The organism is Streptomyces chromofuscus (genome assembly GCF_015160875.1).
GTDB lineage: Bacteria > Actinomycetota > Actinomycetes > Streptomycetales > Streptomycetaceae > Streptomyces > Streptomyces chromofuscus.
In genome coordinates this window covers 1,061,942-1,087,400 of sequence record NZ_CP063374.1, presented here as the reverse complement: position 1 = coordinate 1,087,400, position 25,459 = coordinate 1,061,942, and the positions used below count along the sequence as shown (strand labels likewise).

General features: G+C 72.1%; 17 protein-coding genes and 1 pseudogene. 9 read left to right on the top strand and 9 right to left on the bottom strand.

Annotated features, from left to right (window positions below):
* On the top strand, positions 1–5,148 hold the full coding sequence (locus tag IPT68_RS04820; RefSeq protein ID WP_189697293.1) for a hypothetical protein: 5,148 nt from the start codon (positions 1–3) through the stop codon (positions 5,146–5,148).
* Between the two features lie 98 nt (positions 5,149–5,246).
* Here IPT68_RS04820 and IPT68_RS04815 read toward each other — a convergent pair whose 3' ends face one another.
* The gene (locus tag IPT68_RS04815) at positions 5,247–5,495 is read right to left on the bottom strand and encodes a hypothetical protein (protein WP_189697294.1); all 249 of its coding nucleotides are present in this window, start codon (positions 5,493–5,495) and stop codon (positions 5,247–5,249) included.
* Between the two features lie 536 nt (positions 5,496–6,031).
* Here IPT68_RS04815 and IPT68_RS04810 point away from each other — a divergent pair.
* The gene (locus IPT68_RS04810) at positions 6,032–7,021 is read left to right on the top strand and encodes a pirin family protein (RefSeq protein WP_189697295.1); all 990 of its coding nucleotides are present in this window, start codon (positions 6,032–6,034) and stop codon (positions 7,019–7,021) included.
* Positions 7,022–7,145: 124 nt separating this feature from the next.
* Here IPT68_RS04810 and IPT68_RS04805 read toward each other — a convergent pair.
* A pseudogene (locus IPT68_RS04805) lies at positions 7,146–7,606 on the bottom strand (TolB family protein); the annotation flags it as partial.
* A 367-nt stretch (positions 7,607–7,973) separates the two neighbouring features.
* Between IPT68_RS04805 and IPT68_RS04800 the strand changes: the two are divergent.
* Entirely contained in the window at positions 7,974–9,506 is a 1,533-nt protein-coding gene (locus IPT68_RS04800; protein WP_189697296.1) for a serine/threonine-protein kinase, read from the top strand.
* A 41-nt stretch (positions 9,507–9,547) separates the two neighbouring features.
* On the opposite strand, the gene IPT68_RS04795 is transcribed toward IPT68_RS04800, so the two are convergent.
* The 4 genes from IPT68_RS04795 to IPT68_RS04780 all read right to left on the bottom strand — a co-directional run bounded on the left by IPT68_RS04795 (position 9,548) and on the right by IPT68_RS04780 (position 15,850).
* The gene (locus tag IPT68_RS04795) at positions 9,548–12,466 is read right to left on the bottom strand and encodes an ATP-binding protein (RefSeq protein ID WP_189697297.1); all 2,919 of its coding nucleotides are present in this window, start codon (positions 12,464–12,466) and stop codon (positions 9,548–9,550) included.
* A gap of 178 nt (positions 12,467–12,644) precedes the next feature.
* Positions 12,645–13,652, bottom strand: coding sequence for a (-)-alpha-amorphene synthase (locus IPT68_RS04790; RefSeq protein ID WP_228040267.1), 1,008 nt, complete (start codon positions 13,650–13,652; stop codon positions 12,645–12,647).
* 28 nt (positions 13,653–13,680) lie between these two features.
* On the bottom strand, positions 13,681–14,877 hold the full coding sequence (locus tag IPT68_RS04785) for a cytochrome P450 (protein ID WP_407699460.1): 1,197 nt from the start codon (positions 14,875–14,877) through the stop codon (positions 13,681–13,683).
* A 400-nt stretch (positions 14,878–15,277) separates the two neighbouring features.
* Positions 15,278–15,850: a TetR/AcrR family transcriptional regulator gene (locus IPT68_RS04780; RefSeq protein ID WP_189697299.1), complete on the bottom strand. Its 573-nt coding sequence runs from the start codon at positions 15,848–15,850 to the stop codon at positions 15,278–15,280.
* A 229-nt stretch (positions 15,851–16,079) separates the two neighbouring features.
* Between IPT68_RS04780 and IPT68_RS04775 the strand changes: the two genes are divergently transcribed.
* From IPT68_RS04775 to IPT68_RS04760, 4 genes are read left to right on the top strand one after another with little or no spacing between them, the layout of a single operon-like run.
* Positions 16,080–16,634 (top strand): (2Fe-2S)-binding protein, encoded by a 555-nt coding sequence (locus IPT68_RS04775; protein ID WP_189697300.1) that lies wholly within the window; start codon positions 16,080–16,082, stop codon positions 16,632–16,634.
* Positions 16,631–17,623 carry an FAD binding domain-containing protein gene (locus IPT68_RS04770; RefSeq protein WP_189697301.1) on the top strand — a complete coding sequence of 331 codons (993 nt, stop codon included), beginning with the start codon at positions 16,631–16,633 and terminating at the stop codon, positions 17,621–17,623. Before IPT68_RS04775 ends, IPT68_RS04770 begins: the two co-directional genes overlap by 4 nt.
* Positions 17,620–19,734 carry a xanthine dehydrogenase family protein molybdopterin-binding subunit gene (locus IPT68_RS04765; RefSeq protein ID WP_189697302.1) on the top strand — a complete coding sequence of 705 codons (2,115 nt, stop codon included), beginning with the start codon at positions 17,620–17,622 and terminating at the stop codon, positions 19,732–19,734. The genes IPT68_RS04770 and IPT68_RS04765 overlap by 4 nt, the downstream gene beginning before the upstream one ends.
* Entirely contained in the window at positions 19,727–20,863 is a 1,137-nt protein-coding gene (locus IPT68_RS04760) for an XdhC family protein (protein ID WP_189697303.1), read from the top strand. Before IPT68_RS04765 ends, IPT68_RS04760 begins: the two co-directional genes overlap by 8 nt.
* 363 nt (positions 20,864–21,226) lie before the next feature.
* Here the strand turns inward: IPT68_RS04760 and IPT68_RS04755 are convergent, their stop codons facing one another.
* Positions 21,227–21,607 carry a DUF5997 family protein gene (locus IPT68_RS04755; RefSeq protein ID WP_189697304.1) on the bottom strand — a complete coding sequence of 127 codons (381 nt, stop codon included), beginning with the start codon at positions 21,605–21,607 and terminating at the stop codon, positions 21,227–21,229.
* A 58-nt stretch (positions 21,608–21,665) separates the two neighbouring features.
* On the opposite strand from IPT68_RS04755, the gene IPT68_RS04750 reads away from it, so the two are divergent.
* The gene (locus tag IPT68_RS04750; RefSeq protein WP_189697305.1) at positions 21,666–22,409 is read left to right on the top strand and encodes a LysR family substrate-binding domain-containing protein; all 744 of its coding nucleotides are present in this window, start codon (positions 21,666–21,668) and stop codon (positions 22,407–22,409) included.
* 67 nt (positions 22,410–22,476) lie between these two features.
* Here IPT68_RS04750 and IPT68_RS04745 read toward each other — a convergent pair whose 3' ends face one another.
* Entirely contained in the window at positions 22,477–23,172 is a 696-nt protein-coding gene (locus IPT68_RS04745) for an HAD family hydrolase (RefSeq protein WP_189697306.1), read from the bottom strand.
* A 4-nt stretch (positions 23,173–23,176) separates the two neighbouring features.
* Complete coding sequence (locus IPT68_RS04740; RefSeq protein ID WP_189697307.1) at positions 23,177–23,668, bottom strand: Lrp/AsnC family transcriptional regulator; 492 nt, start codon at positions 23,666–23,668, stop codon at positions 23,177–23,179.
* A 255-nt stretch (positions 23,669–23,923) separates the two neighbouring features.
* On the opposite strand from IPT68_RS04740, the gene IPT68_RS04735 reads away from it, so the two are divergent.
* The gene (locus IPT68_RS04735; RefSeq protein ID WP_189697308.1) at positions 23,924–25,420 is read left to right on the top strand and encodes an FUSC family protein; all 1,497 of its coding nucleotides are present in this window, start codon (positions 23,924–23,926) and stop codon (positions 25,418–25,420) included.
* The last annotated feature ends 39 nt before the right edge of the window (positions 25,421–25,459 follow it).

Genomic DNA, 25,459 nt, shown 5'->3' with positions numbered 1-25,459 from the left:
ATGACAACAGCGCCGCACTCCGCGGCTCGTACGCCCGGCAGCGCGTTCGTCCGCGATCGGCTGGCCGGACTCCTCCTGCTGCTGAACCAGGCAGCCACCCAGGACATCGGCGAGTCGGAACTCATTGCCGCACTGGGTGAGTTCGACCTCGAAGGCGGCTGGATCGGCAGACTGCTGAACGGGCCGGACGCCGCCGCCGTAGTCGCCTCCCTGCCCGACTGGCTGACCGTGGCCGAGAAAAGCGGCCTCGCCCTCGTCGCCGACGCCTACTTCGACGGTGACGTCTATGACGCCACGGCGGAGTCGCCGGACCCGGACGGCTCAGCGGGGACGCCCGGCACGATGCGCCGCGTCGTCAATGAGCTGTCCATGGAAGTACTGGAGCAGCTTGCGACGTTGTGGGCCCAATGCCCCGCGACCTTCCCACAGGAGGACGGGTATGACGGAGCGGGCTCCCGGAGGGGTCCGGCGCACGCGGCGGTGTTCGAGGCGCCCGGGGGACGCCTCGCGATCACCCTGACCGGCGAACCGACCGCGGCGGCGCTGACGGGAGCGGCCTCGGACGGTCCGTTCCCGGCCGGTTCGCCCGGGTGGGTCAGGTCCCTGGAGTGGGCCGGCCCGCACCTCATGGCGGTGTGGGAGGCGGTGGCGGGGCTGCTCGGGACGTTCGGAGCCGCCGGCCCAGTCGGGAGACCACCACTGCCGGCCGGGATGTGGCCCGCGTCGCAACCCGCCGAGGACCCCGCGATCGGGCTCGGCTATGCACTCGACATCCTCGCGGAGGCCACCGGACTACCCTGTCCGGACGTCCTGGCCGTCGGCGCCCGGACGGAGGGGCAGAGCTTCGCGTCTATGCCGGCGGCGGAGCTGTCCGGCCGGGTGGAGGCGCTTGAAAAGGTGGGCGTCACCACCGTCCTCGCTCCCACTGAGAACGGCTGGGTTTTGGCCGGCCCGGGAGACCGACGGACGTACCCCGCCGACGTGCCCGCCGAGCCGACCCTGGACGCTGCCGCCACCGCCGTGTGGGGCGAGCGCTGGGCCGACTGGAAGCGCGCCCGCCGCACTGAGGAGCTGGCCCGCCTGGGCTGGGCGCCCGACCCGCTGGGGCCACGGTCCGGTGACATCCCGATGAACGAGGTCGACGAGCTTCTGAAGTTCTTCCACGGGGAGAAGCCGAAACAGTCCGGACCGATCGGTGCGCACGGCACCGCAAAGGACGCGGTCAGAAAGCAGCCCGCCGCCCGGAAGCGGGCCGCGAAGGGCAGGCGCCTGGCCGTCGTCGGCGGCACCGCGCGCAGCGGGAAGACCACCATAGCCCGGCTGCTGGCCGAAGAGCTGCGGGGCCAGGGCTGGCAGGTGCAGGCGATCCGGTCCCGGCACGGCGAACTGACCGACCGTGACCCGTTGATCGAGGCCTGCCACCACGCGACCGCTCTGCTGGAGCACGACGGGACCAGGCCCTTCCTGCTGATCCTGGATGGTCTCCTGCCGCTCCAGGGCGGCAACAATGCGGTGGGCGCCCTGCTGCCCATGGTGTCGGAATCCGTCCGGGCGAGCGTACTTGCCGTTCTCGAGTACGACCTCTCCGCCGCCAATGAGTGGAAGACGGAGAACATCGACATCGTCCCGTCCCTCGTGGGCAAGCCTCGCCTGAAGGCCTTCGTCGAGCGGGCGGACCGCGCTCACCCCGGCACTCTGGACCGCCGGGCAGGGCTGGCGGAGGTCGAACGGGAGGACGGCACCCGGGATCCCGGAGTGCTCATCAGGAAGATGCGCACCGGCGGAGGCGACGACCCCGTCCTCGCCTGCTTCGACGGACTCGGCCTTCGGGAGCAGGAGGCGGTGGCCCGGGCCGCGGCGACCTCGTTGATCCATGCGGGGGTTCCCGAGGAGCCCCTCACCGACCTCACCGATGACGAGCGGCGGGTCCTCGGTATCGAGTACCTCGCCGGGCAGGACCTGGCGAGGATCGCGAGCGTCGAGGACAGCGAGCGGATCCTGCGACGGGTACTGCAGATCGAGGAGGACCTCGACGCGCCCGACCTGGTTCCCCTCGCGGGTGAGGGACGGGTGCGGGAGAAAGTCGTCGAACTGGTGCTGCCCCAGGTTGAGACGCTGATGCGCGAGGCCCCCCGCGAGGTCGTGCCGTGGTTGCTCGGCGCCCGGCTGTACCGCGCCCAGGTGGCGGCGGAACTCCTCGACCGCACCCGCGCCGGCGGCGCGCTCCACGACTGGCTCCAGCGAGCGCAGACGGCCGAACTGGCCCGCTGCCTGACTGCGCTCGGCACCTCGCTCGATGAGGGGATGACCGACGACTTCGTCCTGCAGTTGACCCAGCGGCTCAAGGAGGACCCTTCCCCCCTGCGGTTGCACGACCTGGTGCACGTCATCCGCGGGATCCGGCAGGCCATGTCCACTGGCCGGCTCCACCTCAACGAGGTCGCCCCATGGCTCAAGGTCCAAGTGAACGTCGCCGTCAGCAGCGGCGAGGGCACCACTCAGGAACGCCTGCACCTGCTCAGTCTGATCGAGTGGTTCCAGAGCGCCCATCTGAACGAGATCATCGTCAAACGGGTCGCGGAGGTCGTCACCGATCTGAGTCCCACCCGGGCCGCCGACTACTTCCTGGTGCTGCAGGCCCTGAGGCTGCAACGCCGACTGTGGCGGCGCGTGGCAGAGGACACCGACGTCCACTACGAGGACGCCGCCGGATACCACCCGGTCGACCAGGAACCGGGTCCGGAGTCACTGGTTGAGTACCGGGTGAAGGCGGAGGACGGATTCGCTGTGATGCTCGCCGGGATGATGCTGCGCCGTCAGGTGGAGCGGACCGAGTGGGCGGAGATGATCGACGAGTACCAGCACCTCCTCCAGCCGGCCCTGGACCACAGCAGCCCCCGCGACGTCATCACCGCGCTGCAGGAACTGCGGCGAACCTCGGGCATGCACCGCAACGAGATCTTCAAACGGGCCGTGGACACCCGTTGGGACCGGGGCCGCTATCTGGACGCGCTCCGTGCCTTGCTGCGCCGCGCCTCGCCGATGGAGACCGTCGAACTCCTGCGTGTCGTGCAGAGCCTGCACGCCTGGTGCGCCTGCCTGCTGCTGTCGGCCCCCACTCGAGGACCGGTGCGCAGTGCTGCCGACCTCGTACCCGACGAGGAGTTCGTCAGGAACCTGGCCCAGGCGGCGAGGAACGACCCCAGGGCGGCGGGGATGCTGCTGTCCGTGACGTATGCGGTGGAAGATCCTTACCACCAGCACGGCAAGACCTTCGCGCAGCGGCTGGGCGACGCATTCGGCGAGCAGACCGTGGTCGACTGGCTGCACAGCGATCCGCGTCCCTCCGTGAAGTACCACGTGGTGAAGGGCTTGTGGGAGGCGCAGGTCTCGTTCCGCGCGACCTGCCTGGATCTCATGGTCGACATCGTCACGCAGGCGCTCACCACGTCCCGCCGGGTATGGGGTCCGCGGCTCGCCCTACGGCTCGGAGTCGATCCCGAGCTGGGTGCGAGCTTCCTGGAGAGCTTGCGAGAGAAGGTCGGTATCGACGATCTGCTGGCGGGCATGAGCGTCTGGTATCCCCCGGACGCACAGGCAGAGTTCCACCGGCTGGCCCGCGCCCTCTACCCCAATGCCCCCCGCCGGTACGCCCGGACGTTCGATGTCCGCGAACTGGCGCAGCGTTTGGCCAACGCGCCGACCATCCCGGTCGCTGAGGCCTGCCGGGAAATCGCCCGCACGATGCGGCACACCGAGGGGATCTCCGGGGCGGCCCTCCTGCAGAAGACGAGCAAGATCATCGGTCGGCCGGATGTCTGGGTGGACCGGCTCGACTCGGTGCGGACCGGCGGGGAGTTCACCCAGCTGCTGCGCATTCTCGACCATGTCGACCGGGGTTTCGTCGGCCGTCTGCTCACCAAGTATGGCGAACTCACGATGCGCACCGTCCACTCGACGGAGGAGTCGCGTCTGGCCTGGCGGGCCCGCAGCGAGATGTACCAGAACCCGGTGGCGGCGGCCGGGCTGCTCGCGGCCCTCGAGGACATCGCGGGACTGGGAGAGCCCGTCTACCAAGGGCTCACCGGCGAAGCGGTGCTGATGAAGATCTTCACCGAGGAACTGCAGTTGCTGCAAAACCCGTCCGAGCAGTACATGGCGGCGCTTCACCTCGCGCGCATCGGGGTCGGACCCAGCCAGGCGCTCAACGCGGACTGGACCACAACGACGTATGAGCTGAAGAAGCTCATCATCACCACCGTCTCCAGCCCGCGGGTCATCCGGGACATTCTGCGCACCATGGCGCTGTGGGAGCGGCGCTGGGTGCTCGAACTGGTGCCGAAGATCGACCACACCAAGCTGGAACGGCGGCTCCGGCTGGGCGTGATCGCCGACCTGGAACCGGCCATTGGCCTCGCTGGCCTCCTGACCAGCCTCGACGACAATGTGGGGGCACCAATGGTGTTCGACGCGCTCAAGGAGGTCGGCTGGGCGAGGGTGGTGGAGCACGTCGCCCTGCCCTCAGGGGTGCTGTTGCTGCGGCTGGCGGCCCGGCTGCAGCCTCAGCACGCCGGTGCCGTCGCGTCGGCCGTCAATGACCGGATCGTCTCCCTGCTGTCCCGCGAGATCGTCCTCGACGACCGGACCATGTGGTGGGAAGTGGGCCATGCCTGCCAGGCTCTGTCGACGTTCGGTTTCGGCGTACGGAACCTCGGTGGTCCGCCGGCCCGGGAGCCACTGGTCGCGGACGCCCCGTCGGTCTCCCGCGCCCTGAGCTGGCTGCCCGCCACCCCATGGCGCAAACGTCACCAGACCCTGGCGGTGGAGCGTCTCCTCAGCCACCCACCGCGCTCGCCCCGCCATCTGACCCTGGGGCTGGCCGGAGCCGCCGCGGCCGGTCGTCTCGGCGAGCTCCTCGAACAGCTCGGCGACCTCAGCCGACTCTCCAGCGCCGCCACCAGGGACCTTGCCGACCTGACCGAGTTCGCCGAGTCCCATCCCGACCTCGCCGTGGCGCTCCGGCCGTACCACGCCTGCTTCGAAGCGCATCTCCAGGCCGCTACCTCGGTGGCGTCGCTGGACACCCGCCGCCTCCGCCAGAGCATCACCAGGCTCACGTCCGGCAGGACGGCGAACGACGCCAGTTGATTCACCAGCAGACCGAACGACTGAAAGACAGCCGGCGGATGGTCGAGCGCTTGAAACGGCGAGGCCTCAGAAGGTGCCGGCCGCAGAGTCTGCCGGGGTCACTTGTTCTTCTTCTCGCCGTTCTGGGACGGGGCGTTGTACGTGGCGAGCTGGTCGAGTAGCACGGAGAGTTCTTCGTGCACCTCCAGCACGGTGCGGGCCTTGCTCGGCTCAGCCTTCAGCCGGGCCGTCTCTGCCTTCAGCCGGGCGATCTCCTTGTCCTCGGGTCCGCCTTCGGCCGCCCGGCCCGTGAGGCGAGCGCATCCAGGGTGCCCCTGGCCCGCTGCGCCGCCACGTCGCGCAGGCACTTGTCCGTCCAGCCACTCCTGTGTGAGTCATGCGACGAGCCGATGGCGTCGGCCGCTTGCTCCGAGCCTTCCACCCGCCGGCCGCGTCCCCCACCTCACAAGGCGATACAGCTGGGCGACCGCCGTGCGCAACGCCGTCCACGAGCGTGAGAAGAGATCCACGTCGGGACGGTAGTGCGGCGCCACGAGGTCGTACAAGCGCTTTCACGGTCGGCGGTCGGGCGCTGCCCTGCCGTGCCTGGCGAAGGCCGGCCGGGGGGACTCCCGGCCGGAGGAGTCGGCCCGTGCCGACCCTCGGGCGGGGCCACGAGCTAGGTGAAAATTCAACTTGACTACACTTCGAGCATGGCGGAAAAGAGGCGGTGGCTGGTCGCACAGCAGCGACTCGCACAGCACCGGCTCGCGCGGCCCGACCGCGTGCGGCCGCACGGGCGCGGCGGAGCTGTGGGCACCGGACCGGACCGCCGATCGCCCGGTCGTCGGTGGAGACGACGATCCGGTGTGAGAACGAACGAAGTGGGCGGAAGGTGGTCGTGGTGAGCAACGTGGAAGCCGAACCCTCGGCAGTGAGGTGCGGCGCGCCGCTCGATGACACGCGGCCGGCCGAGGTGCCTCGGGTCGACGTACTCTCCCCGCGCGAGGTGCCCCTGGGCGGGCCCCGGGCGATGCCGGTACGGCGGACGCTGCCCCAGCGCGCCCGGTCGCTGATCGGTGCCTGGTGCTTCGCCGACCACTACGGCCCGGACGACGTCTCCCTGACGGGCGGCATGGACGTCGCCCCCCATCCGCACACCGGGCTGCAGACGGTGAGCTGGCTGTTCAGCGGGGAGATCGAGCACCGTGACAGTCTCGGCAGCCACGCCTTCGTACGGCCCGGTGAGCTGAACCTGATGACCGGCGGACACGGCATCGCCCACTCGGAGGTCTCCACCCCGCGCACCACCGTCCTCCACGGCGTCCAGCTGTGGGTGGCGCTGCCCGAGGAGCACCGGAACGCCGAACGCGACTTCCAGCACTACGCGCCCGAGCCCGTACGGATCGACGGCGCCGAGATCAGGGTCTTCCTCGGCTCACTCGCCGGGGACACCTCCCCGGTGCCGACGTTCTCGCCGTTGCTCGGCGCCGAGATCACCCTCGCGCCGCACGCGGAGATCACCCTGGCCGTGGACGCCGGCTTCGAGCACGGCCTCCTCGTCGACAGCGGGGACGTCCGCCTGGCCGACACCCGGCTGAGCCCGGCGGAACTGGGCTACGTCCACCCCGGGACCGAGGCCCTGACGCTGGTGAACGAGTCGGACAGCCCCGCCCGGACGGTCCTGCTCGGCGGCCCCCCGTTCGACGAGGAGATCGTCATGTGGTGGAACTTCGTCGGCCGCAGCCACGAGGACATCGTCCAGGCCCGGCAGGCCTGGGAGGCGTCCTCCGACCGCTTCGGCGCCGTCGAGGGCTACCCGGGCGACCGCCTCCCCGCGCCCAGCCTGCCCAACGCCGTCATCAGGCCGCGCAGGAACCCTCCACGCCACTGAAATCCGGAAGTCGACGCCTTGGGCGCGGCCATCCTGCCCGATCTCAGGCCCCACTCCCCGGATCACAGCAGCCCTCGCGCCGCATCAGGCGGCCGACCTCGAGCCAGTCCGCCGCCGCGGCGGCGCCGCGCTCGGAGGCGAACGCGACCGGGTGCCGTGCGGCGACCAGGCCGGGCCCCGGGTCGTCCCACGGGCCGTCGTCCCGGGTCGTCCCACGGGCCGTCGTCCCGGGTCGTCCCACGGGCCGTCGGCGAGCTGCCGCGGCCCGGTGCCGTCGGGGCGCGGCGTCCACAGGTGGAAGCCTCCGCCGCGGTAGGCGCAGACGACGAGAGGGCTGTCGTCGGGCGAGAACTGGGGCCGCGTCGGTTCGAGGCCCGCCGCCGTGACCGGCACAGCGGTGCCGCCGCCACGCGGGACGGACCAGAGCACGCCCTGCACCTCCGCGACGAGCCGGTCACCGGTCGGGGAGAGGGCCGCGGAACCGCCCGAGGCGGTGGTGAAGGAGAGGACGGTTCTACCGGAGGCGGCGGCCACGCCCGGCGCGCCGACGTCGGCGCGCGCCGTCACCGTGGCGGTGGCCTGCAGGAAGCCACGGCGGGAGAGGGGGCCGCGCCGAGCGGCGTCCGAGGCGCGGACGACGGTGCTCCCGGTCGTGCCTTCGCCGGTGTTCTGGTTGGCGCTCTCGTCGGTGTTACCGGTCGCGCTTGCGCTGGTGTTTCGGTCGGTGCTCTCGGCGGTGCCTTCGTCGGTGCCTTCGTCGGTTCTTGTGATGTCCAGGGGAACTCTGCGAGGGGTTGCTCTGCCGGACGGCACAGAGCACTGGTGGCAACGTAGGGGGGGCGGCGCCGGCCCGCGGATCCCGCTCCGGCGGATCTCGGCCGATCTTCACCCCTGAGTGCGGATCGAGGACCTGACCCCCGTCCGCCCCGTTTCCTGCCCTAACCTATGGCGGGTGAACGCACCGGGGGACGTGATCGACGGGCGCTTCGAGCTGATCGAGCGGCTCGGCAGCGGGGGTATGGGCACGGTCTGGCGGGCCCGGGACACGGTGCTGCACCGCGAGGTCGCCCTCAAGGCGGTGCGGCCGGACGCCGAGACCTCCGAGGCCGTACGGGAACGGGTCATGCGCGAGGCGAGGGCACTGGCCCGGCTCAGCAACCCGTACGTGGTGACCGTCCATCAGATCATCGAGGCCGATCCCCATCCGTGGATCGTGATGGAGCTGGTCCCGGGCGTCTCGCTGCAACAACGGCTCGGCGACGGCCCCTTCAGTCCGGTGGAGGCGGCTCGTATCGGCCGTCAGGTGCTCTCCGGGCTGCGCGCGGCGCACGCGGCCGGCATCCAGCACCGCGACGTCAAGCCCGCCAACGTGCTGCTCCGCCCCGACGGCACCGCCGTCCTCACCGACTTCGGCATCGCCGCCCTCCAGGGCGCCACCGCGCTGACGGTCACCGGTGAACTCGTCGGCTCGCCCGAGTACATGGCGCCCGAGCGCGTCCGCGGCCACGGCGACGATCCCGCGGCCGACCTGTGGTCTCTCGGGCTCGTCCTGTACGTCTGCGTGGAGGGCGTCAGCCCTCTGCGCCGCGAGTCGACCCTCGCCACGCTGGCCGCGGTCCTCGACGACCCGGTGCCCCCGCCCGTCCGCTCCGGGCCGCTCGCTCCCGTCCTGCAGTCCCTCCTCGTACGTGACCCGGCGGCACGCCCCGGTGCCGAGCAGTTGGACGCGATGCTGGCCCAGGTCGAGTCCGGCAACGCTCCGCACTGGGCCCAGCCGACGCGAACGATGACGCCGATGCCGGCTCCGGCACCCGGACCGGCACCGACGCCGTCACCGACGCAGCTGGACACCCCGCGTCCCGGGCGCCCGCCCCGTGGCCGGAGAGCGGCCCTCGTCGCCGTCACCGCCCTGCTGGCTGTCGGCGCGGTCACCGCACTCGTCCTCAGCCTGCGCGGCCCCGACGACGGGAAGAAGGACGACCAGCAGGGCGTGGGGGCGCAGGGCAGCTCCGGGGCGGGTATTTCGTCGGCGCCGACCGACGCCGCGACCTCGCCGAGCCCGCAGCCGTCGCCCAGCGCGACACCCACGCCCACACCCACGCCGACACCCACTCCGACGGTGTCTTCCGAGCCGCCGCCCGCCCCGGTCGAAGGCGGCCGCTGGATCGCCCAGCTGTACTCCGAGCCCATCTCCTCGGGCACCGCCGCCCGCGACCAGCGCCTGGCCCGGATCCGCGAGACCGTGCCCGAGGCCGTCTTCCTCCGCAGCGACGACTACGCCTCACTCCGCCCGGGCTACTGGGTGATCTACGCCCCGGGCCCGTTCGCCGACGGCAGGGCGGCGCTGACCTTCTGCGCCGCACGTGGCCGCACCACGGCGAATGCCTGCATGGGCCGCTACCTGAGCACCAGCCCGGACGACTTCGCCCTCCAGTGCCGCCCCCCGGCGACCAGCCCGACGGGCCGCTGCACGCGGGGTACCTAGCCGTACCCGGACACTCCGGGGGCGCACGTACGGGAAGACGCTCACGACCCCGACGGACGAGGCCGCGGGAAAGTCTCCAAAGCGCGCGCCAGCCCCGCCGCGTCCGTCCCCACCTTGCGGTACACCAGGGACAGCAACTGCCGCACCCCCTGCTCGGTGAGCTGCAGTTCCTTCGCCACGACCGCCACCGGCTTGCCCAGCGCGGTCAGCTCAGCGGCCCGGCGCTCCGGGGCCGTGAGGGTGTCCGTCTGGGCGTAGCGCAGCGGCAGGGGCCGCAGACCGGCGGCCGAGAGCTCGTCCCGGGCGCGCCGCGCCAGGGCCTCCGCACCGCAGTGCACGGCGCCCTCCAGACCCTGGTACAGCCGGTCGGCGGCCTCCTGCACCCGGCCGTTGCGGGACAGCGCGGCGCCGTGACCGACCAGCGCACGGGCCAGTTCGTACGCCGCCGGCGACCGCTGGAGTTCGGCGACCGCCTCGGCGTACAGGTCCAGCGCGGCCGTCCCGCCGGTCACCTCGGCCTCGGTGTGCAGTGCCTGGCCGATCGCGGAGGCCGCCCCGAAGTCGCGGGCCCGCTTGACGGCGTCCCGCGCGAGCCGCACCGCCCGGTCCGGCGCGGACGGCGCGACGGCGTACGCCAGGTGCAGCTGCCACGGACACCAGGCGGGGTTGCGCCAGGCTCGCGCCTCCAGCCGGTCCCCGACGGCGCTCAGCAGACGCTCCGCCTCGACGTGCTGGCCCTCGGCGACGAGCAGTTCGGAGTAGACCGTGCGGGGGTCCGGGTAGATGACGGCGTTCGGGACGACGTCGCCGTACCGGTACGAGTCGGCGACCGCGCGGGCGTCGGCGATGCGGCCGCGGGCGAGCAGGGTCTGGATGAGAATGCCGATGGCGAACCATTGGGCGGGCACGGCGCCCTCCACGCGCTCGGCGGTGCGCAGGCCCTCCCGCACCCAGTGCTCCGCCTCGGTCAGCAGGCCCCGGCGGTAACGGATGTAGCCGAACAGGGTCTGGCCGACGGCCAGGTGAGAGCCGCGCCAGCCCTTGCGCGCGCACTCGGCCATGCCCTTGGTGAACAGTTCCTCGGCGCGTCCCGGCTGGTCGCCGTACATGAACACCAGGGCCACCGAGACGGGGACCTCGAACCCGCGGTTCTCCTCGGTCCAGCTCATCCCGCCGCGCAGGGCTTCCTCGGCGCAGGTGAGGGCGGTGTGCCGCGGCTCGCCGCGTACCAGGGCGTCCCAGCCCCGCAGACCCAGGATGTAACGCTCCTCCAGGCCCCGGCCGGCGAGCCGTTCGGCGAGCCGTGTCAGCTTGCGTGAGCGGGCGGGGGAGTCGGGTTCGTCGGCCCGGAACATGCTCCACACGAAGTGATCCGCCTGCATGCGCAGCTTGACCCTCGCGTTGGTGGCCTGACGCGCTTCCTGTTCGGCCACCGCCGCGGCCTCCGCCATCTGGTCCGTGTGGGCCAGCGCCTGGGTCAGCCGGTAGACGATGGAGGCACGCAGGCCCGGGTCGATGTCCGGCTCGGTGAGCGCCCCCCGAAGATGGCTGACCGTGGCCGTCGGCTCGATCAGGAAGGTGGAGCAGGCGAGGTCGTGCAGGAGCGCGGCGCGCTCCTCCGGGTCGGGCGGCTCCTGCAGCGCTCGGGCGAGCAGCCTGCGGGCGGCCTCCGGGGCACCGGCGCGCAAGTATTCGCGGGCGGCCTCCCACAGGCAGGCGACCGCCTCGGCGTTGCCTTCGCAGGGCACCTCCAGCAGATGCCGGGCCGCAGCGGTGGGGCCGAGGCCGGCCGCGCGGATCGCGACGGCGGCGGCGTTGTGCATGCCGGCCCGGAACGGAGGGCGGATCGACCGGTAGATCGTGGTGGCGATCAGCGGGTGTACGAACTCCAATGCCCCGCCTGGCGCGTGGCCCTCGGCGAGGATGCGGACGGCGCGCAGCTGTTCGGTCGCTTCGACCGCCTGCTCGCTGCCGACGCACGCGATGGTGGCGGCGATGTCCGGCCGGAACGGCGCACCCAGCACGGCCCCGGCCTCGGCGAAGTGGACGGTGCTCGTGCTGAGCCGTCCCAGGCGCTCGATGAGGCCCGGCCCTTTGACCGCCGCCGCGAGCTCCCGCATGACCGGCAGCTCATGGGGAGCGCCTATCAGTTCGCGCTCGCCGAGCCTGATGGCGAGTTCGACGGTCTCGAACGGGCTGCCGCCGGTGACTTCCCAGCATTCTCTGCAGAACTGCTTGTCGGCCGCCTCCCCCACTTCCTGCCGAACGATCCGCGCCACGGCGTCACGGCTCAGCGGTGCCAGCGAGTAGGGGTGGGTCGCCTGACCTGTCACGAGCGCGCGGAAGGGGGCGGCCTCGGGCGGCAGTTCGTTGGGCCGGTAGGCGACGACGATGAGCAGGGGCAGGTCCTCGGCCCGCGCGGCGAAGGCGGTGAGCCAGCTGAGCGACTCGACGTCGGCCCAGTGCAGGTCGTCCAGGAGCAGGACCACCGGAGCGTTCATCACCGTCAGCCGGGTCATGACCCAGTCGAGTCCGTCACGTACTCCCGTGGGGTCCGGCATCTGGCCGGTGTCCGTCGCTTCCAGTCCGAGCGCCACGGCGACGATGTCGTACCAGCTGCCCAGGAAGGTACGGAGCTGCTGCTGATCCATGGCCGCCAGGGCGGGCTGAACGAGCTGGCGCACGACGTGGAACGCCAGCTCCTGTTCGTTCTCGCCGCCCCTGCCGGAGAACACGGTGAACCCGTGCGCGACGGCCCGGGCGCGCGCCTCCGCGAGGAGCCTGGTCTTGCCCATCCCGCCAGGACCGGTGAAGGCCAGCACCCTGCCCTGCCCCGCGCGGGACGTACCGTCGGCAGCGCCACGGAGGTCCGACAACGCGGCTTCCAGTCCGTCAAGTTCCCGGTCGCGCTCGAACAACGACCGGGGCTCCGTGATCGGATGTCGCGACACTCGCGCCATGTGCGCTACCGCTTCCTGTCAATGATCCTCGGAGGACAGCGCTGAGAGTACGCCTCCGTCGACGCTCCGTGGCCAAAATGAGGTTTGAGGATGACAGGGAAGGGTGAATCATCCGACCGCGTGGTTTGATTGTCTGTTCTCCGGGTACAGCCCTTCGATCGTCGGCGTCGTTCGGAACTCACGGGCGTGATGGCGCCACGGCCGCGTCCGCGTAGCGCGGGACGGTCCGGGACCAGTAGTAGCAGCCGCGGATCCAGCCGACCATGCCCTCGACGTAACCGACGCCCGCGGGGCTCAACTCCGGTTCGATCTCCTGGCAGAGCGTCTCGAACTCGCTGATCGTCGCGTTGACCTGCCGGACGGCCAGGCTCACCGCCATAGGCAGGGAGCACCCTTGCGCGCGCTGGTGGGCCAGCGCCAGATTGATCATTCCGCCGGCCCGTTGTTCCTTCACCGCGGAGAAGAGATCGGCCGTCCACACGGCGGCGTCGACCGACAGCCGCCGCAGCCGCTCCATGACGGGGTGGTAATACTCCTCGCTGGTCAGCTCTTGGGACTGCGCCGCCTCGTACAGCGGGTAGAAGGGCTCCACGCCCGCGGTGAGCGAACGTATGGTCGTGCATACCCCGGTCGACAGAGGCGCGGCGTGCGTCTGGGCCACCGATTCGTACAGCAGGCCGTGCACGTACTCGCGGCTGTGCCAGTCCCATCGCGCCGCCTGGGCGGGGGTGCACCGCTCCTGCACCTGGCGGCGGAGGTCGGTCAGCGCGGCGCCGAGCGGAGTGCTGGGCGGCCGGCCGTCGCGCAGGATGCCGATGCTCTCGCTGAGCATGGGCAGCAGCCGGCCCGGCCACCGCCGGCCGACTTCCTCGGCGCGGTCGTCGAAGACGAATTGATAGGCGATCTGGTGCGCCACGATCTGGAGAATGCCGCGGTCCACCGCCGGGCTGTTGTAGGACGCGAGCTGGGCGGGCCGAGTGCGGACGATCATGTCCGCCACGGCCGGGTCGTCGGTCAATCCCCAGGCGCGCAACCAGGCGTCCACGCCTGCAGCGACTTCGGCGTCATATGGATTGCTGAGAAAGGGAAAGGGCATGTAGAGCGAGGAATCTATGAGTTCCTTGAGAGTGCCTCCGGACGGTCCGCCGTGCGCTGCGGCCGGGATTTCCTGCTGCACTGTGTGCATCGTTCTCACCTGCCGTTCGAAAGTCCTGTCATGCCTGACGCGGCTCGCAGATCATCACCAGCGCCCTCGGCCCCAGCGTCGCCGCCGGACGCAGTCGGTCGTCGTGTCCCGTCACCGGCCGCAGGCGCCAGTGCGCCGCCACCGTCGCGACGCCCACCATCGCCTCCGCCATGGCGAACCTGTCGCCGATGCACTTGCGGTTTCCCGCGGCGAACGGCAGCATCGCGCCCTTCGGCACGGCCGTCCGCCGCTCCGGGAGCCAGCGTTCGGGAAGGAACCGCTCGGGTTCGGGGAAGGACGCCGGGTCGTGGTGCAGGAGGTAGGGGCTGTACAGGATCATCGCCCCCCGCGGCAACCGCTGACCGCCGAGTTCCGTGTCGCGGGTGGTGACCCGGGTGAACAGCCAGCCGGGCGGCCACACGCGCAGCGTCTCGGTGACCACGCACCGGGTGTACTCGAGGCGCGCCAGGTCCTCGTGGCCCGGCGCCTGCCCGTCGGGGAGGACGGCGTCGAGCTCGCGGTGCAGGGCTCGCTCCGTCTCCGGGTTTCGGGCCAGCAGTCCGAACGCCGAGGCGAGGCACATCGCCGTGGTCTCCACGCCGGTGAGCAGCAGCGTGATCAGCTGGTCGTGGATCTCCCGGTCGGTGACCGGCCTCTGCGTGGCGCCGTCCCCCTCGCGCGTCGACAGCAGGGTGCTCAGCAGGTCGTCGCGGGGCGGGGCGTTCCGCCGTTCGGCGATGATCGCGTCCACCAGCGCGTGCAGGCGGCGCAGCGCGTGTCGGTAGCGCCGGTTGGCGGGCGTGGGGACGCGGAAGACGGCGTCGACCGGCACGACCGTACGGGCGAACAGGCCCCGCACCACGGCGGCCAGGCTCTCCCGCACGAGGGCCGCCCGCTCGGCGTCCAGCGAGCCGGAGAACAACACCCGGCTGGTCACCCGCGTCGTCAGCGCCATCATCGCCCCGGTGACGTCGACCCACAGGCCGGCCCGCCACTCACCACACAGCGCCTGTGCCTCCTCGGCCATCAGCGCGGTGTACGCGGGGATGCGCGACGGGTGGAAGCCGGGCTGCAGGAGCGTGCGCTGGCGGCGGTGCTCGGACTGCGGGCAGGTGACGAGGCCGTTGCCCATCAGCGCGCCGAGCCGGTCGTACTGCGTGCCGCCCTTGTCGAAGGTGTGCGGGTCCATGAGCATCCGCTGGACCAGCTGCGGTTCGCAGATCACCCAGGCGCGCCGGGGACCCAGGCGTAACTCCACAAGATCCCCGTGCGCGGGTAAGGAATTCAGGAAGTCCAGCGGACGCCGGAACAGGGCGATAGCATGGCTGACGGATGGGAATATGCCTGGTGCAGTACCCACGGTCGATGCTCGCGCAGGCTCGGTCACGGCACCACTCATCGAATACCCCCTGCCTCAGCCGACGCACACATACGGTGACTGCTCACGTCCTGGCGCTTGAGTCATTGTTCTGCCCAGTCCAACCCGGGGTCGGCCCCCGCAATGCATATTTCCCGGGGGCGCACGGAAGCACAAAGAAGCATCCGTGAACGGCAGTTGATATGGCCTACACAGAACGACTATTGACTTTCGCGGAATCCGGTGTCTCGTCCACGGGGGCGGCGCCTCACCGCCCCGGAGCCCTCGCCCGCAGCCCGTCCATCACCAGGTCCAGCAGACGCGCCGCGCGCGGTTGCCAGTCGGTGTGCGGGTCGATCTGCCACAGGCCGGAGATGGCGAGAACGAAGTCGTCGGCGGTCACCCCGGGCCGGATGGTGCCGGCCTCCTCGGCGGCGTGCAGCAGCAGTTCGGCGGCGGCGACCACCGGCGTGTGTCCGGGCTTCTGCGTCCCCGCCCCGATGGCCTGCCGGAACGCCTCGGCGAGCCCCGCCTTCGTCATCGCGAACCGGGCGAGGTGGTCCATCCACTCGCGCAGCGCCTCGTCCGGCTCCCGGCGCTCCAGCAGCTCGGCCGCGCTGTCGGCGACGTGCTGCATCTCGTGCCGGTAGATCTCCAGGACCAGCGCCTCGCGGTTGGGGAAGTTCCGGTAGAAAGTGCCCTGCCCGACGCCCGCTTTCTTGGCGATCGCGCTCAGCGGGGCGTTCGGGCGGTGGGTCAGCTCGCCCACCGCGACCTCCAGGATCCGCTCCCGGTTCCGCTGCGCGTCCGAGCGCTGAGGCGCCTCCTGCTTCTCCCGCACTCGTCCTCCTCGCGGGCCACGGCCGGAACCCGGTCTTGCTAAGCGGACAACTGTCCGGTACGTTTCCAGTTAGCGGACAGCTGTCCGGTTGACTTCACCATAGCGGCGATCGAGCGGTTCTCGCCACGTCCTGCGCCGTCACGGCGCTCCCTGTTGCCGACATCACCCCCTGCTCCTTTCCCGTTTTTCAACCGTCTGCGTGCCTCGGATACGCGAAAGAAGGCTGATCATGGCCCCATCGACGTCCAGCGCCATCACCTTGAACATCAACGGCGAGAAGTACCCGCTGTCCGTCGACCACCGCACCACCCTGCTCGACGCACTGCGCGAACGCCTCGATCTCACCGGCACGAAGAAGGGCTGTGACCAGGGGCAATGCGGTGCCTGCACCGTCCTGGTCGACGGCCGCCGCGCCGTGTCCTGCCTCCAGCTCGCGGTCGCGGCCGACGGGCGGGAGATCACCACCATCGAGGGCGTGGCGGACGGTGACCGGCTGCATCCGGTGCAGCAGGCGTTCCTCGACCTCGACGGCTTCCAGTGCGGCTACTGCACACCCGGACAGATCTGCTCGGCCATCGCCGTCATCGAGGAGCACGCGGCCGGCTGGCCGAGCGCCGTCACCGACGACGTACGGCCCGAAGCGGGACCGCCGCCCCTGACGCCGGAGGAGATCCGCGAGCGGATGAGCGGCAACCTGTGCCGTTGCGGGGCATACGTGTCGATCGTGCAGGCCGTCGGCCGGGCGGCCGACGGCCAGGAGGACACCGAGGGAGCGGCGGCATGAAGGAGTTCGGCTACCAACGGGCCTTCGACGTCTCCGGCGCGGTCGCGCTGCTCGGCGCCGACCCGGACGCCCGCTTCCTCGGCGGCGGCACCAACCTCGTCGACCTGATGAAGACCGGCGTCGAGCGCCCCGCCCGCCTCGTCGACGTCCGTGAACTGCCGCTCGACCGGATCGAGCCGACCGAGGACGGCGGTCTGCGCATCGGCGCCACCGTCACCAACAGCGACCTCGCCGCCCACCCCGAGGTCCGCCGCCGCTACCCGGTGCTCACGCAGGCGGTACTCGCCGGCGCGTCCGGGCAGCTGCGCAACATGGCCACCGTCGGCGGCAATCTGCTCCAGCGCACCCGCTGCGGCTACTTCGCCGACGTGACCCAGCCCTGCAACAAGCGCGTCCCCGGCAGCGGCTGCCCCGCCGTCGAGGGAGAGCACCACAACCACGCGATCCTGGGCGCCTCCGGGCACTGTGTGGCCACGCACCCCTCGGACATGGCGGTCGCGCTCACCGCCCTCGACGCCGTCGTGTCCTACGAAACGGCGGACGGGCCTGGGGAGTTGCCGCTCACCCAGCTCTACCGGCCGGTGGGCGACACCCCGCACCTGGAGACCGACCTGCCGCCGGGCGCGCTGATCACCGCCGTCACCCTGCCGCCGGCGCCGGTCGCCGCCCGCTCGCGCTACCGCAAGGTGCGTGAGCGCGCCTCGTACGCCTTCGCGATCGGCTCCGTCGCCGCCGCGCTCGACGTCCACGACGGTGTCGTACGGGACGTGCGGCTGGCGTTCGGCGCGGTCGCCTCGCGGCCGTGGCGGGCGCGCACCGCCGAGCGACTGCTCACCGGAGCCCCGGCCGACGCCGGCACCTTCGCCGCCGCGGCGGACGCCGAACTGGCCGCCGCCCAGCCGCTGCCGGACAACCGATACAAGGTGACCCTCATGCGCAATCTCGTGGTGGCCGTACTCACCGAACTCGCCGAGGAGGCCGCTCGATGACCGTCACTCCCCTGAAGCCGTCCGTCGGCACCGCCCACACCCGCGTCGAGGGCCGGGAGAAGGTCACCGGCGCCGCCCGCTACGCGGCGGAGATCCCCTTCGCCGAACTCGCCCACGGCTGGCTGGCGTTGTCGACGGTCGCCCGCGGCCGCATCGCCGCGCTGGAGACCGACAGCGCCCTCGCCATGCCCGGCGTCCTCGCCGTCCTGCACCACGGCAACGCCCCCCGCGTCGACACCGGGCACATCGGTCTGCTGGGCGTCCCGCCGGATCCGTCGGCCGCCCTCTTCCAGAGCGACCGGGTGCCGCACGCGGGATGGCCGGTGGCGCTCGTCGTCGCCGAGACGCCGGAGCAGGCGCGGGAGGCCGCCGAGGCCCTGGTCGTGCACTACGAGCAGGAGCCGCACGACGTCGCCTTCTCCGCCGACCGCCCGGATGCCCAGCCGGTCGACGGCCATATGCCGGCGGTGACCGGGAAGGGCGAACTGGAGGCCGAGCTCGCCGCGTCCGCCGTCGTCGTGGACGCCGAGTACACCACCCCGGAGGAGCACCACAACCCCATGGAGCCGCACGCGGCGACGGCACGCTGGGACGGCGGCAGGCTCGACGTCATCGACTCCAACCAGGGCGCCACGTGGATCCAGGACGCCCTCGCGAAGATCTTCTCCCTCGACCCGAGCGCCGTTCGCGTGCGCTCCGAGCACGTGGGGGGCGGCTTCGGCAGCAAGGGCATCCGCGCCCACCAGGTGGCCGCGGTGATGGCCGCCACCGCCCTCCAGCGCCCGGTGCGGGTCGTGCTGACCCGCCGCCAGATGTTCTCGCTGGCCGGCCACCGCAGCCCCACGACACAGCGAGTCCGGCTCGGCGCCGACCCCGACGGCCGGCTGCGGGCCCTGGAACACCGCTCCGTGAACCACACGTCCACGGTGTTCGACTTCGTCGAGCCCGCCGCCGGTGTGGCCCGGGTGATGTACGACGCCGACGCTCACCACACCGCCAACCACGTCGTACGGCTCGATGTGCCGACCCCGACCTGGATGCGGGCGCCGGGTGAGGCACCGGGGGCGTTCGCGCTGGAGTCGGCGGTCGACGAACTCGCCGCGAAGTGCGGCATCGACCCGATCGCGCTGCGCGCCCGCAACGAACCCACGGCCGGGCCGGTCTCCGGGCTGCCGTTCAGCAGCCGCAACCTGCTCGCCTGCTTCGAGGAGGGCGCCCGCCGATTCGGCTGGGCGGATCGTGACCCGCGCCCCGGCGTGCGCCGCGACGGACACCGGCTGATCGGCACCGGCACCGCGGCGTCCTCCTTCTTCGCCGGAGCCGGGCCCTCGACGGCGGCGGTGACGGCGGAGGCGGACGGCACCTTCACGGTGCGCACCGCCGCTTCGGACATCGGCACCGGAGCCCGTACGGCCCTCACCCTGATCGCCGCCGACGCGCTGGAGGTGCCGCCGGACCGCGTCCGGGTGCGGATCGGGGACAGCGACTTCGGGCCGGCGATGATCGCCGGTGGGTCCATGGGCACCCGCTCCTGGGCCTGGTCGATCACGGTGGCGGCCGCCGAGCTGCGCGAACGGCTCGCCCTGGGCGCGGACATCCCGCCGGAGGGCATCACCGTACGGTCGGACACCACCGAGGCGCTCGCCGCCCTGGCGCAGAAGGAACGGCACTCCTTCGGCGCGCAGTTCGCCGAGGTGGCCGTGGACGTCACCACCGGCGAGGTGCGCGTGCGGCGCATGCTCGGCATCTTCGCCGCGGGCCGGATCGTCAATCCGCTGACCGCGCGCAACCAGCTGGTCGGCGGCATGATCTGGGGTATCTCCATGGCCCTGCACGAGGGAGCCGTCCGCGACCGCGCCTCCGGCGGCAACATCGGCGCAGACCTGGCCGGTTACCACGTCGCGGCGCACGCCGACATACCGCACATCGAGGTGGACTGGGTGGACGATCCGGACCCGGACGACCCCGTCGGCATCAAGGGCATCGGCGAGATCGGCATCGTCGGCGCGGCGGCAGCGATCGCCAACGCCGTCTGGCACGCGACCGGCGTACGCCACCGCAGCCTGCCCATCCGGCCCGACCGCGTCCTGATGGCGGGCACCGATGCTTGACATCGCCGACGAGCTGCACCGCTGGGCCGAGGAGGGCCGGGACTTCGCCGTCGCGACGGTCGTCGCCGTCGACCGGAGCGCGCCACGCGCCCCCGGCGCCGCCCTCGCCGTCGACACCGAGGGCAGGGTTATCGGCTCGGTCTCCGGCGGTTGCGTCGAGGGAGCGGTGTACGACCTGTGCGTGCAGTCCCTCGAGGACGGCCGGCCGGTCCTCGAGCGCTTCGGCTACAGCGACGAGGACGCCTTCGCGGTGGGCCTGACCTGCGGCGGCGAGATCGAGGTCCTGATCACACCGGTCACGCACGACCGCCAGGTCGTCACCGACGCGCTGAAGGCCGCGTCCCGGGGTGAGGCGGTGGCTCTGGCACGAGTGACGAGGGGCCCGGCGGGACTGCTGGGCACACCGGTGCTGGTCCACCCGGACGGCACGTACGCGCCCCGTGCGGCGGGAGAACCGGGCGACCGGCCACACGACCGCGGCACCCGCCCACCGGCAGCACCGCTGGAACGCATCGCGGCCGAGGCCCGCGCCATGCTGGAAGCGGGCCGCACCGGCACCCTCGACGTCTGCGACCTCACGATCCTCGTGGAGTCGAAAGTCCCCCCGCCCCGAATGATCGTCTTCGGTGCCGTCGACTTCGCCGCTGCTCTCGTCCGCGCCGGGAAGTTCCTCGGCTACCACGTCACCCTCTGCGACGCCCGCCCCGTCTTCGCCACCCGCACCCGCTTTCCCGAGGCCGACGACATCGTCGTCGACTGGCCGCACCGCTATCTGCGCCGCACCCGGACCGACGCGCGCACGGTGCTGTGCGTCCTGACGCACGACGCCAAGTTCGACGTTCCGCTGCTCACCGAGGCCCTCCGGCTGCCCGTCGCCTACGTCGGCGCGATGGGCTCCCGCCGGACCCATGAGGACCGCGACGGACGGCTGCGGGAAGCCGGCCTCGGGGAGCGGGAGTTGGCCCGGCTGCGGTCACCGATCGGCCTGGATCTGGGCGCCCGTACGCCGGAGGAGACCGCCGTGTCGATCGCCGCCGAGATCGTCGCCGCCCGCCGCGGCGGCACGGGCGCGCCGCTGACGGGCTCGGGGACGCCGATCCACCGGGAGGGAGCCGTGGCGGCGGCGTAGACCCGACCGGATCGACGGGATCCAGCCGCGTTCCCCCGTGTTCCAGCCGCCCAGCGACACGGGCTCGACCGCTTCTGGCGCGACACCCGGATCCACACCCTGCGGGAATCGGTCGCCCGCCGGCTCCGGGAGGTCGGCGAGTACTTCCTCAACGGCGGGCATCCCGCGTTCGCCCTGCCTTGAGCGGGAACGGGCCGTCCGCCGTAAGGGCCGGGAGGCGTGCTCAGGGCCGGGACGCGGTCAGGGGCGGGACCTGCTCGGGGGTCCGGATGCGGCGGGGCGGAACGTGCTCAGGGGCGGAACCCTCAGGGCCGGGACGCGTGCGCCCAACAGGGCTTGCGGTCCCACCCGGTCTCGTGGTCCTCAGGAACGCTCGGCCTTCTTCTGCTTCAGCCGGGCCGCCTCCTTGCGCACCTCCACCTGCGTGGCCTGCTCCTTCTCCAGCCACTCGGGACGCTCCTGCCTCAGCGTCTCGATCTGCTCGGTGGTCAGCGCCTCGGTCACCCCGCCGCGTGCGAGACCCGCGATGGACACGCCCAACCTCGCCGCGACCACCGGGCGCGGGTGCGGTCCGTTGCGTCGCAGCTCCCGCAGCCACTCGGGCGGGTCGGCCTGCAGCTCGTTCAGCTCGGCGCGGGAGACGACGCCCTGCTGGAACTCGGCGGGGGTGGCGGGGAGGTAGACACCCAGCTTCTTCGCCGCGGTCGCGGGCTTCATCGTCTGGGTGGTCTGGTGCGACTTCATGCACTCCAGACTATCCGCCGGATACGAGACGTCCGACCACAGCCGGTAACCTGGCGAGGTGACAGGCTCGAAAGCACCCTCCCCGTTCCGGCTCGCGTACGTCCCTGGGGCGACACCCGGCAAGTGGGTGCGGATCTGGAACGAACGCCTGCCCGACGTCCCCCTCGCCTTGGTCTCCGTGACGGCCGCCGAGGCATCCGCTGTGTTGCGCGACGGCGGCGCGGACGCGGGGATCGTACGACTGCCCGTGGACCGCGAGGTCTTCAGCGCGATTCCGCTCTACACCGAGTCCACGGTCGTCGTCGTGCCCAAGGACCACCTGATCACGGCGGCGGACGAGGTGACGGTCGAGGACCTCGCCGACGAGGTCGTGCTGCACCCCCTCGACGACGTCCTCGGCTGGGAGCAGCCGCCCGGGGAGCCCGCCTTCGAACGCCCCGCCACCACCGCCGACGCCGTCGAACTCGTCGCCGCGGGCATCGGCGTCCTCGCCGTGCCCCAGTCCCTGGCGCGGCTGCACCACCGCAGGGACCTCACCTACCGGACGCTGGTGGACGCGCCCCAGTCGGGCGTGGCCCTGTCCTGGCCGGAGGCCGCGCACACCGACCTGGTCGAGGAGTTCATCGGCATCGTGCGCGGCCGGACGGTGAACAGCACCCGTGGCCGCACCCAGCCGGCCGCGCAGCCGAAGGAGAAGGGCCGAGCCGAGCCCGCCGCGCGCCGGAAGCCGGCGGCACGGCAGAACCCGCGGTCCGGCACCGCCAAGGGCGGCCGCCGCGGCAAGCCCCGCCGCCGTTCCTAGCCCTGGGTACGTGGACCCGCGTCCCTACGACATACGCGTCCCGGGCCGCTGCTCGGGCAGGCGTGGGTCAGGACGCGGGGACCGTACGCGTCAGCCAGTCGTACGCCGCCCGCGCCGTGAACTCCGCCTGACCGCCCCGCACCAGCAGGTCGGCGGTCGCGAACTCGGGGCCGTCCGCCTGGTCGGGGACGTAGGGCAGGGCGATACAGCGCATGCCGGCCGCGTGGGCGGCTGCCGCGCCCGGGGCGGCGTCCTCGACGACGACGCAGTCGACGGGGTCCGCATGGAGCCGGCGGGCGGCCTCGAGGAAGACGTCGGGTGCGGGCTTGCCGTGCGCGACCTCGTCGGCCGACACCAGGGTGCGCAGATGGGCGTCCAGTCCCGTGCCCGCCAGGACCGCCGCGATGGCCTCTGACGAGGAACCCGACGCCACGGCCATCGGGACGCCCTCGGTGGCCAGCAGCTCCACGAACTTCCGCATCTCCGGGTAGGCGCGCGTGGAGGCGCGGGCGAGATCCAGGTAGCGGCTGTTCTTGGCGGCGAGGAGTTCGGCTGCCGGGGCGCGCAGGTCGTAGCGGCGCTGCCAGTCGACGATCGTGTCGAGCGTGCTGATGCCGATGTACCGCTCGTGGTCGGCCCAGGTGTAGTCGGGCACGCCGTGCTCGGCGAGGGTCAGCCGGCCCGCTTCGTAGTAGTTCGGCTCGCTGTCCACGAGCGTTCCGTCGAGATCGAAGATGACCGAGAGGCCGGCGAGGTGGCTCATGGGGTCATGATGTCAAGGGCTGCTTCCGCGCCGTCCGCCCGATCGACTCGACGAGCGGCAGCAGCCGGTGCGGGACGCGTTCGCGCAGCGCCACCTCGGTGCGCGTGCGGACGACCCCCGGCATGCTGATCAGCTTCTGGATCACGTCTTCCAGATGCTCGTTGTCCCGCGCCACGACCCGGGTGAGCAGATCGCCGCCGCCCGTGATGGAGAACGCCTCGACGATCTCCGGTACGGCGGCCAGGGCGTCGCCCACCTCGTCCAGGTGCCCCTGCGTGACCTCGATGTGCACGAAGGCCAGCACCGGGTGGCCGAGTGCGGCGGCGGAGAGCGCCGGGCCCGTGCCGGTGATCACGCCGTCCCGTTCCAGCCGGTCCAGCCGGGCCTGGAGGGTGCCGCGGGCGACGCCGAGGATGCGGGCGTACTCGCGCACGCTCGTGCGGGGCTGCTCCAGCAGCAGCCGCAGGATGCGGGTGTCCAGCTCGTCCACGGCCATGGTGCCCGCCTCCTCCTTCGGTGATCGTCGCCGACTGTACCAATGGCTCACCCGGCCCCTCGTCGGGTACACCGTCCGACGTGGGCCGATGGACCGGTGGCCGCCCGCAGGCGCCGCACGTTGTTGTGCCAATGGCCCAGTGCCTCGGGGTGGACTTGAGCCAGTGGGCGAACTGATGCTGTCATGGAGGCGTCGATGGCGCTGCGGAACTCCGCGGCGCCTTTTTCATGCCGGTCGGAGCAGGGACGGGAAGCAGTGCTGAAGAGGGTGTTCGTGGCGCCGGACCCGGGGCGGGCGCGGCTGCGCTTCGCCGCGCGGGCCGTGCTCGGCATCGGGCTCGCGGTCGTCGTCTGCGGGCTCGCGGGTCACTCCCTCGTCGGCGCCGTCACCGGAGGGCTGGCCGCGCTGCTCGCCCTGTTCACGGTCACGGACGCCACCGTGCGGGGGCAGGCCGTCACGACCGCCTTGCTGCCCACCGTCGGGCTGCCGGTGCTGGCCGCCGCTGCCGGCCTGCACGACCATCCCGTGGCACGCGACCTCACCTTCCTCGCCGTGGTGGGTGGGGGCGTCTACGCCCGACGCTGGGGACCGCGCGGGCACAGCCTCGGCGTGTTCGCGTTCATGACCTTCTTCGTCGCGCAGTTCCTCCAGGCCACCCCCGCACAGCTGCCCGAGTTGACGGCCGCCGTCCTGCTGTCCGTCCTCAGCGCTGCCGCGGTGCGCTTCGGGCTGTGGTGCTACGAGCGTCGTACGCCCCCCGCCCCGGCGGTCGCCCCGCCCGACGGGATCGGACTGGCCCGTATCACCACGCGGCAGGCGGTCCAGGCGACCGTCGGCGCGGGCTTCGCGCTGGTCGTGGGCCAGCTGGTGTCCGAGGAACGCTGGTACTGGGCCGTCGGCGCCACGTGGTGGATCTTCGTCAACACCGCCTCGCGCGGCGAGACCCTGGTCCGCGGGTTCCGGCGCGTCCTCGGCACGGTGCTCGGCATCGGCCTCGGCCTGCTGGTCGCCGTCCCGCTGGACGGTGCCGCCGTCCCGTCGGCGGTGCTCGTCGCCGCGTGCGTGTTCGGCATCTTCTACACCGCCGCCGTGTCGTACACCTGGATGATGCTGTGCGTCACCCTGCTTGCCGAGTTGCTCTACGGCCTGCTGGGCGTGCTGCAGCCCGCGCTGCTCGCCCTGAGGCTGGCCGAGACCGGCGTCGGGGCGCTGGGCGCCGTGCTGGCCGTGCTGTTCGTGCTGCCGGTCACCACCCACACCGTGAACAACGCCTGGATCCGGCGCGCCCTGCGCTGCGTCCACGCCTGCACCGCCGAGGCGACGGCGCGCCTCGCCGGCGACACCGCCGCCGACCCGTCCTCGCGCGTGACCGAGCTGGAACAGCTCCTCGGCCGGGCACGGCTCGCGCTCGCCCCGCTCGTCCACCCGCTGAACCCCCTGATCGGCCGCAAGCGCCGTGCCCGGCAGGTGATCGCCCTGCTCGACGAGTGCGCCCGTGAGATCCGCGGCCTGGTCGCCGTCGCCGCCGACCCGGAGGCCTCCCACGACGACCGCCTGACCGCCGCCTGCCGGCGGGTGCAGGCCGCGGTGGAGGCGCTCACGGACGGTCCGTCGGAGCGGGCCGTCTCCCTCGCGCCCGAGCCGCCGGCCGAACCGGCCGCCCTTGCCCACCTGCACGGCCTGGAGCGCGCCCTGACGGAACTCGCCACGCCGCTGCGCACGCCGCCCGGGTCTCCGCTGGTCGGGGCCTGACGTCCGCGGTGCCGCTCGGTGGGGCGGGGCCGGGCGCAA

What these genes read in the sequence shown, in the direction of transcription:
- IPT68_RS04820 (WP_189697293.1), top strand. Translation starts at nt 1, where the DNA reads ATGACAACAGCGCCGCACTCCGCGGCTCGTACGCCCGGCAGCGCGTTC.
- IPT68_RS04755 (WP_189697304.1), bottom strand. Translation starts at nt 21,607, where the DNA reads ATGAAGTCGCACCAGACCACCCAGACGATGAAGCCCGCGACCGCGGCG.
- IPT68_RS04790 (WP_228040267.1), bottom strand. Translation starts at nt 13,652, where the DNA reads ATGCACACAGTGCAGCAGGAAATCCCGGCCGCAGCGCACGGCGGACCG.
- IPT68_RS04770 (WP_189697301.1), top strand. Translation starts at nt 16,631, where the DNA reads ATGAAGGAGTTCGGCTACCAACGGGCCTTCGACGTCTCCGGCGCGGTC.
- IPT68_RS04765 (WP_189697302.1), top strand. Translation starts at nt 17,620, where the DNA reads ATGACCGTCACTCCCCTGAAGCCGTCCGTCGGCACCGCCCACACCCGC.
- IPT68_RS04740 (WP_189697307.1), bottom strand. Translation starts at nt 23,668, where the DNA reads ATGGCCGTGGACGAGCTGGACACCCGCATCCTGCGGCTGCTGCTGGAG.
- IPT68_RS04795 (WP_189697297.1), bottom strand. Translation starts at nt 12,466, where the DNA reads ATGGCGCGAGTGTCGCGACATCCGATCACGGAGCCCCGGTCGTTGTTC.
- IPT68_RS04745 (WP_189697306.1), bottom strand. Translation starts at nt 23,172, where the DNA reads ATGAGCCACCTCGCCGGCCTCTCGGTCATCTTCGATCTCGACGGAACG.
- IPT68_RS04775 (WP_189697300.1), top strand. Translation starts at nt 16,080, where the DNA reads ATGGCCCCATCGACGTCCAGCGCCATCACCTTGAACATCAACGGCGAG.
- IPT68_RS04760 (WP_189697303.1), top strand. Translation starts at nt 19,727, where the DNA reads ATGCTTGACATCGCCGACGAGCTGCACCGCTGGGCCGAGGAGGGCCGG.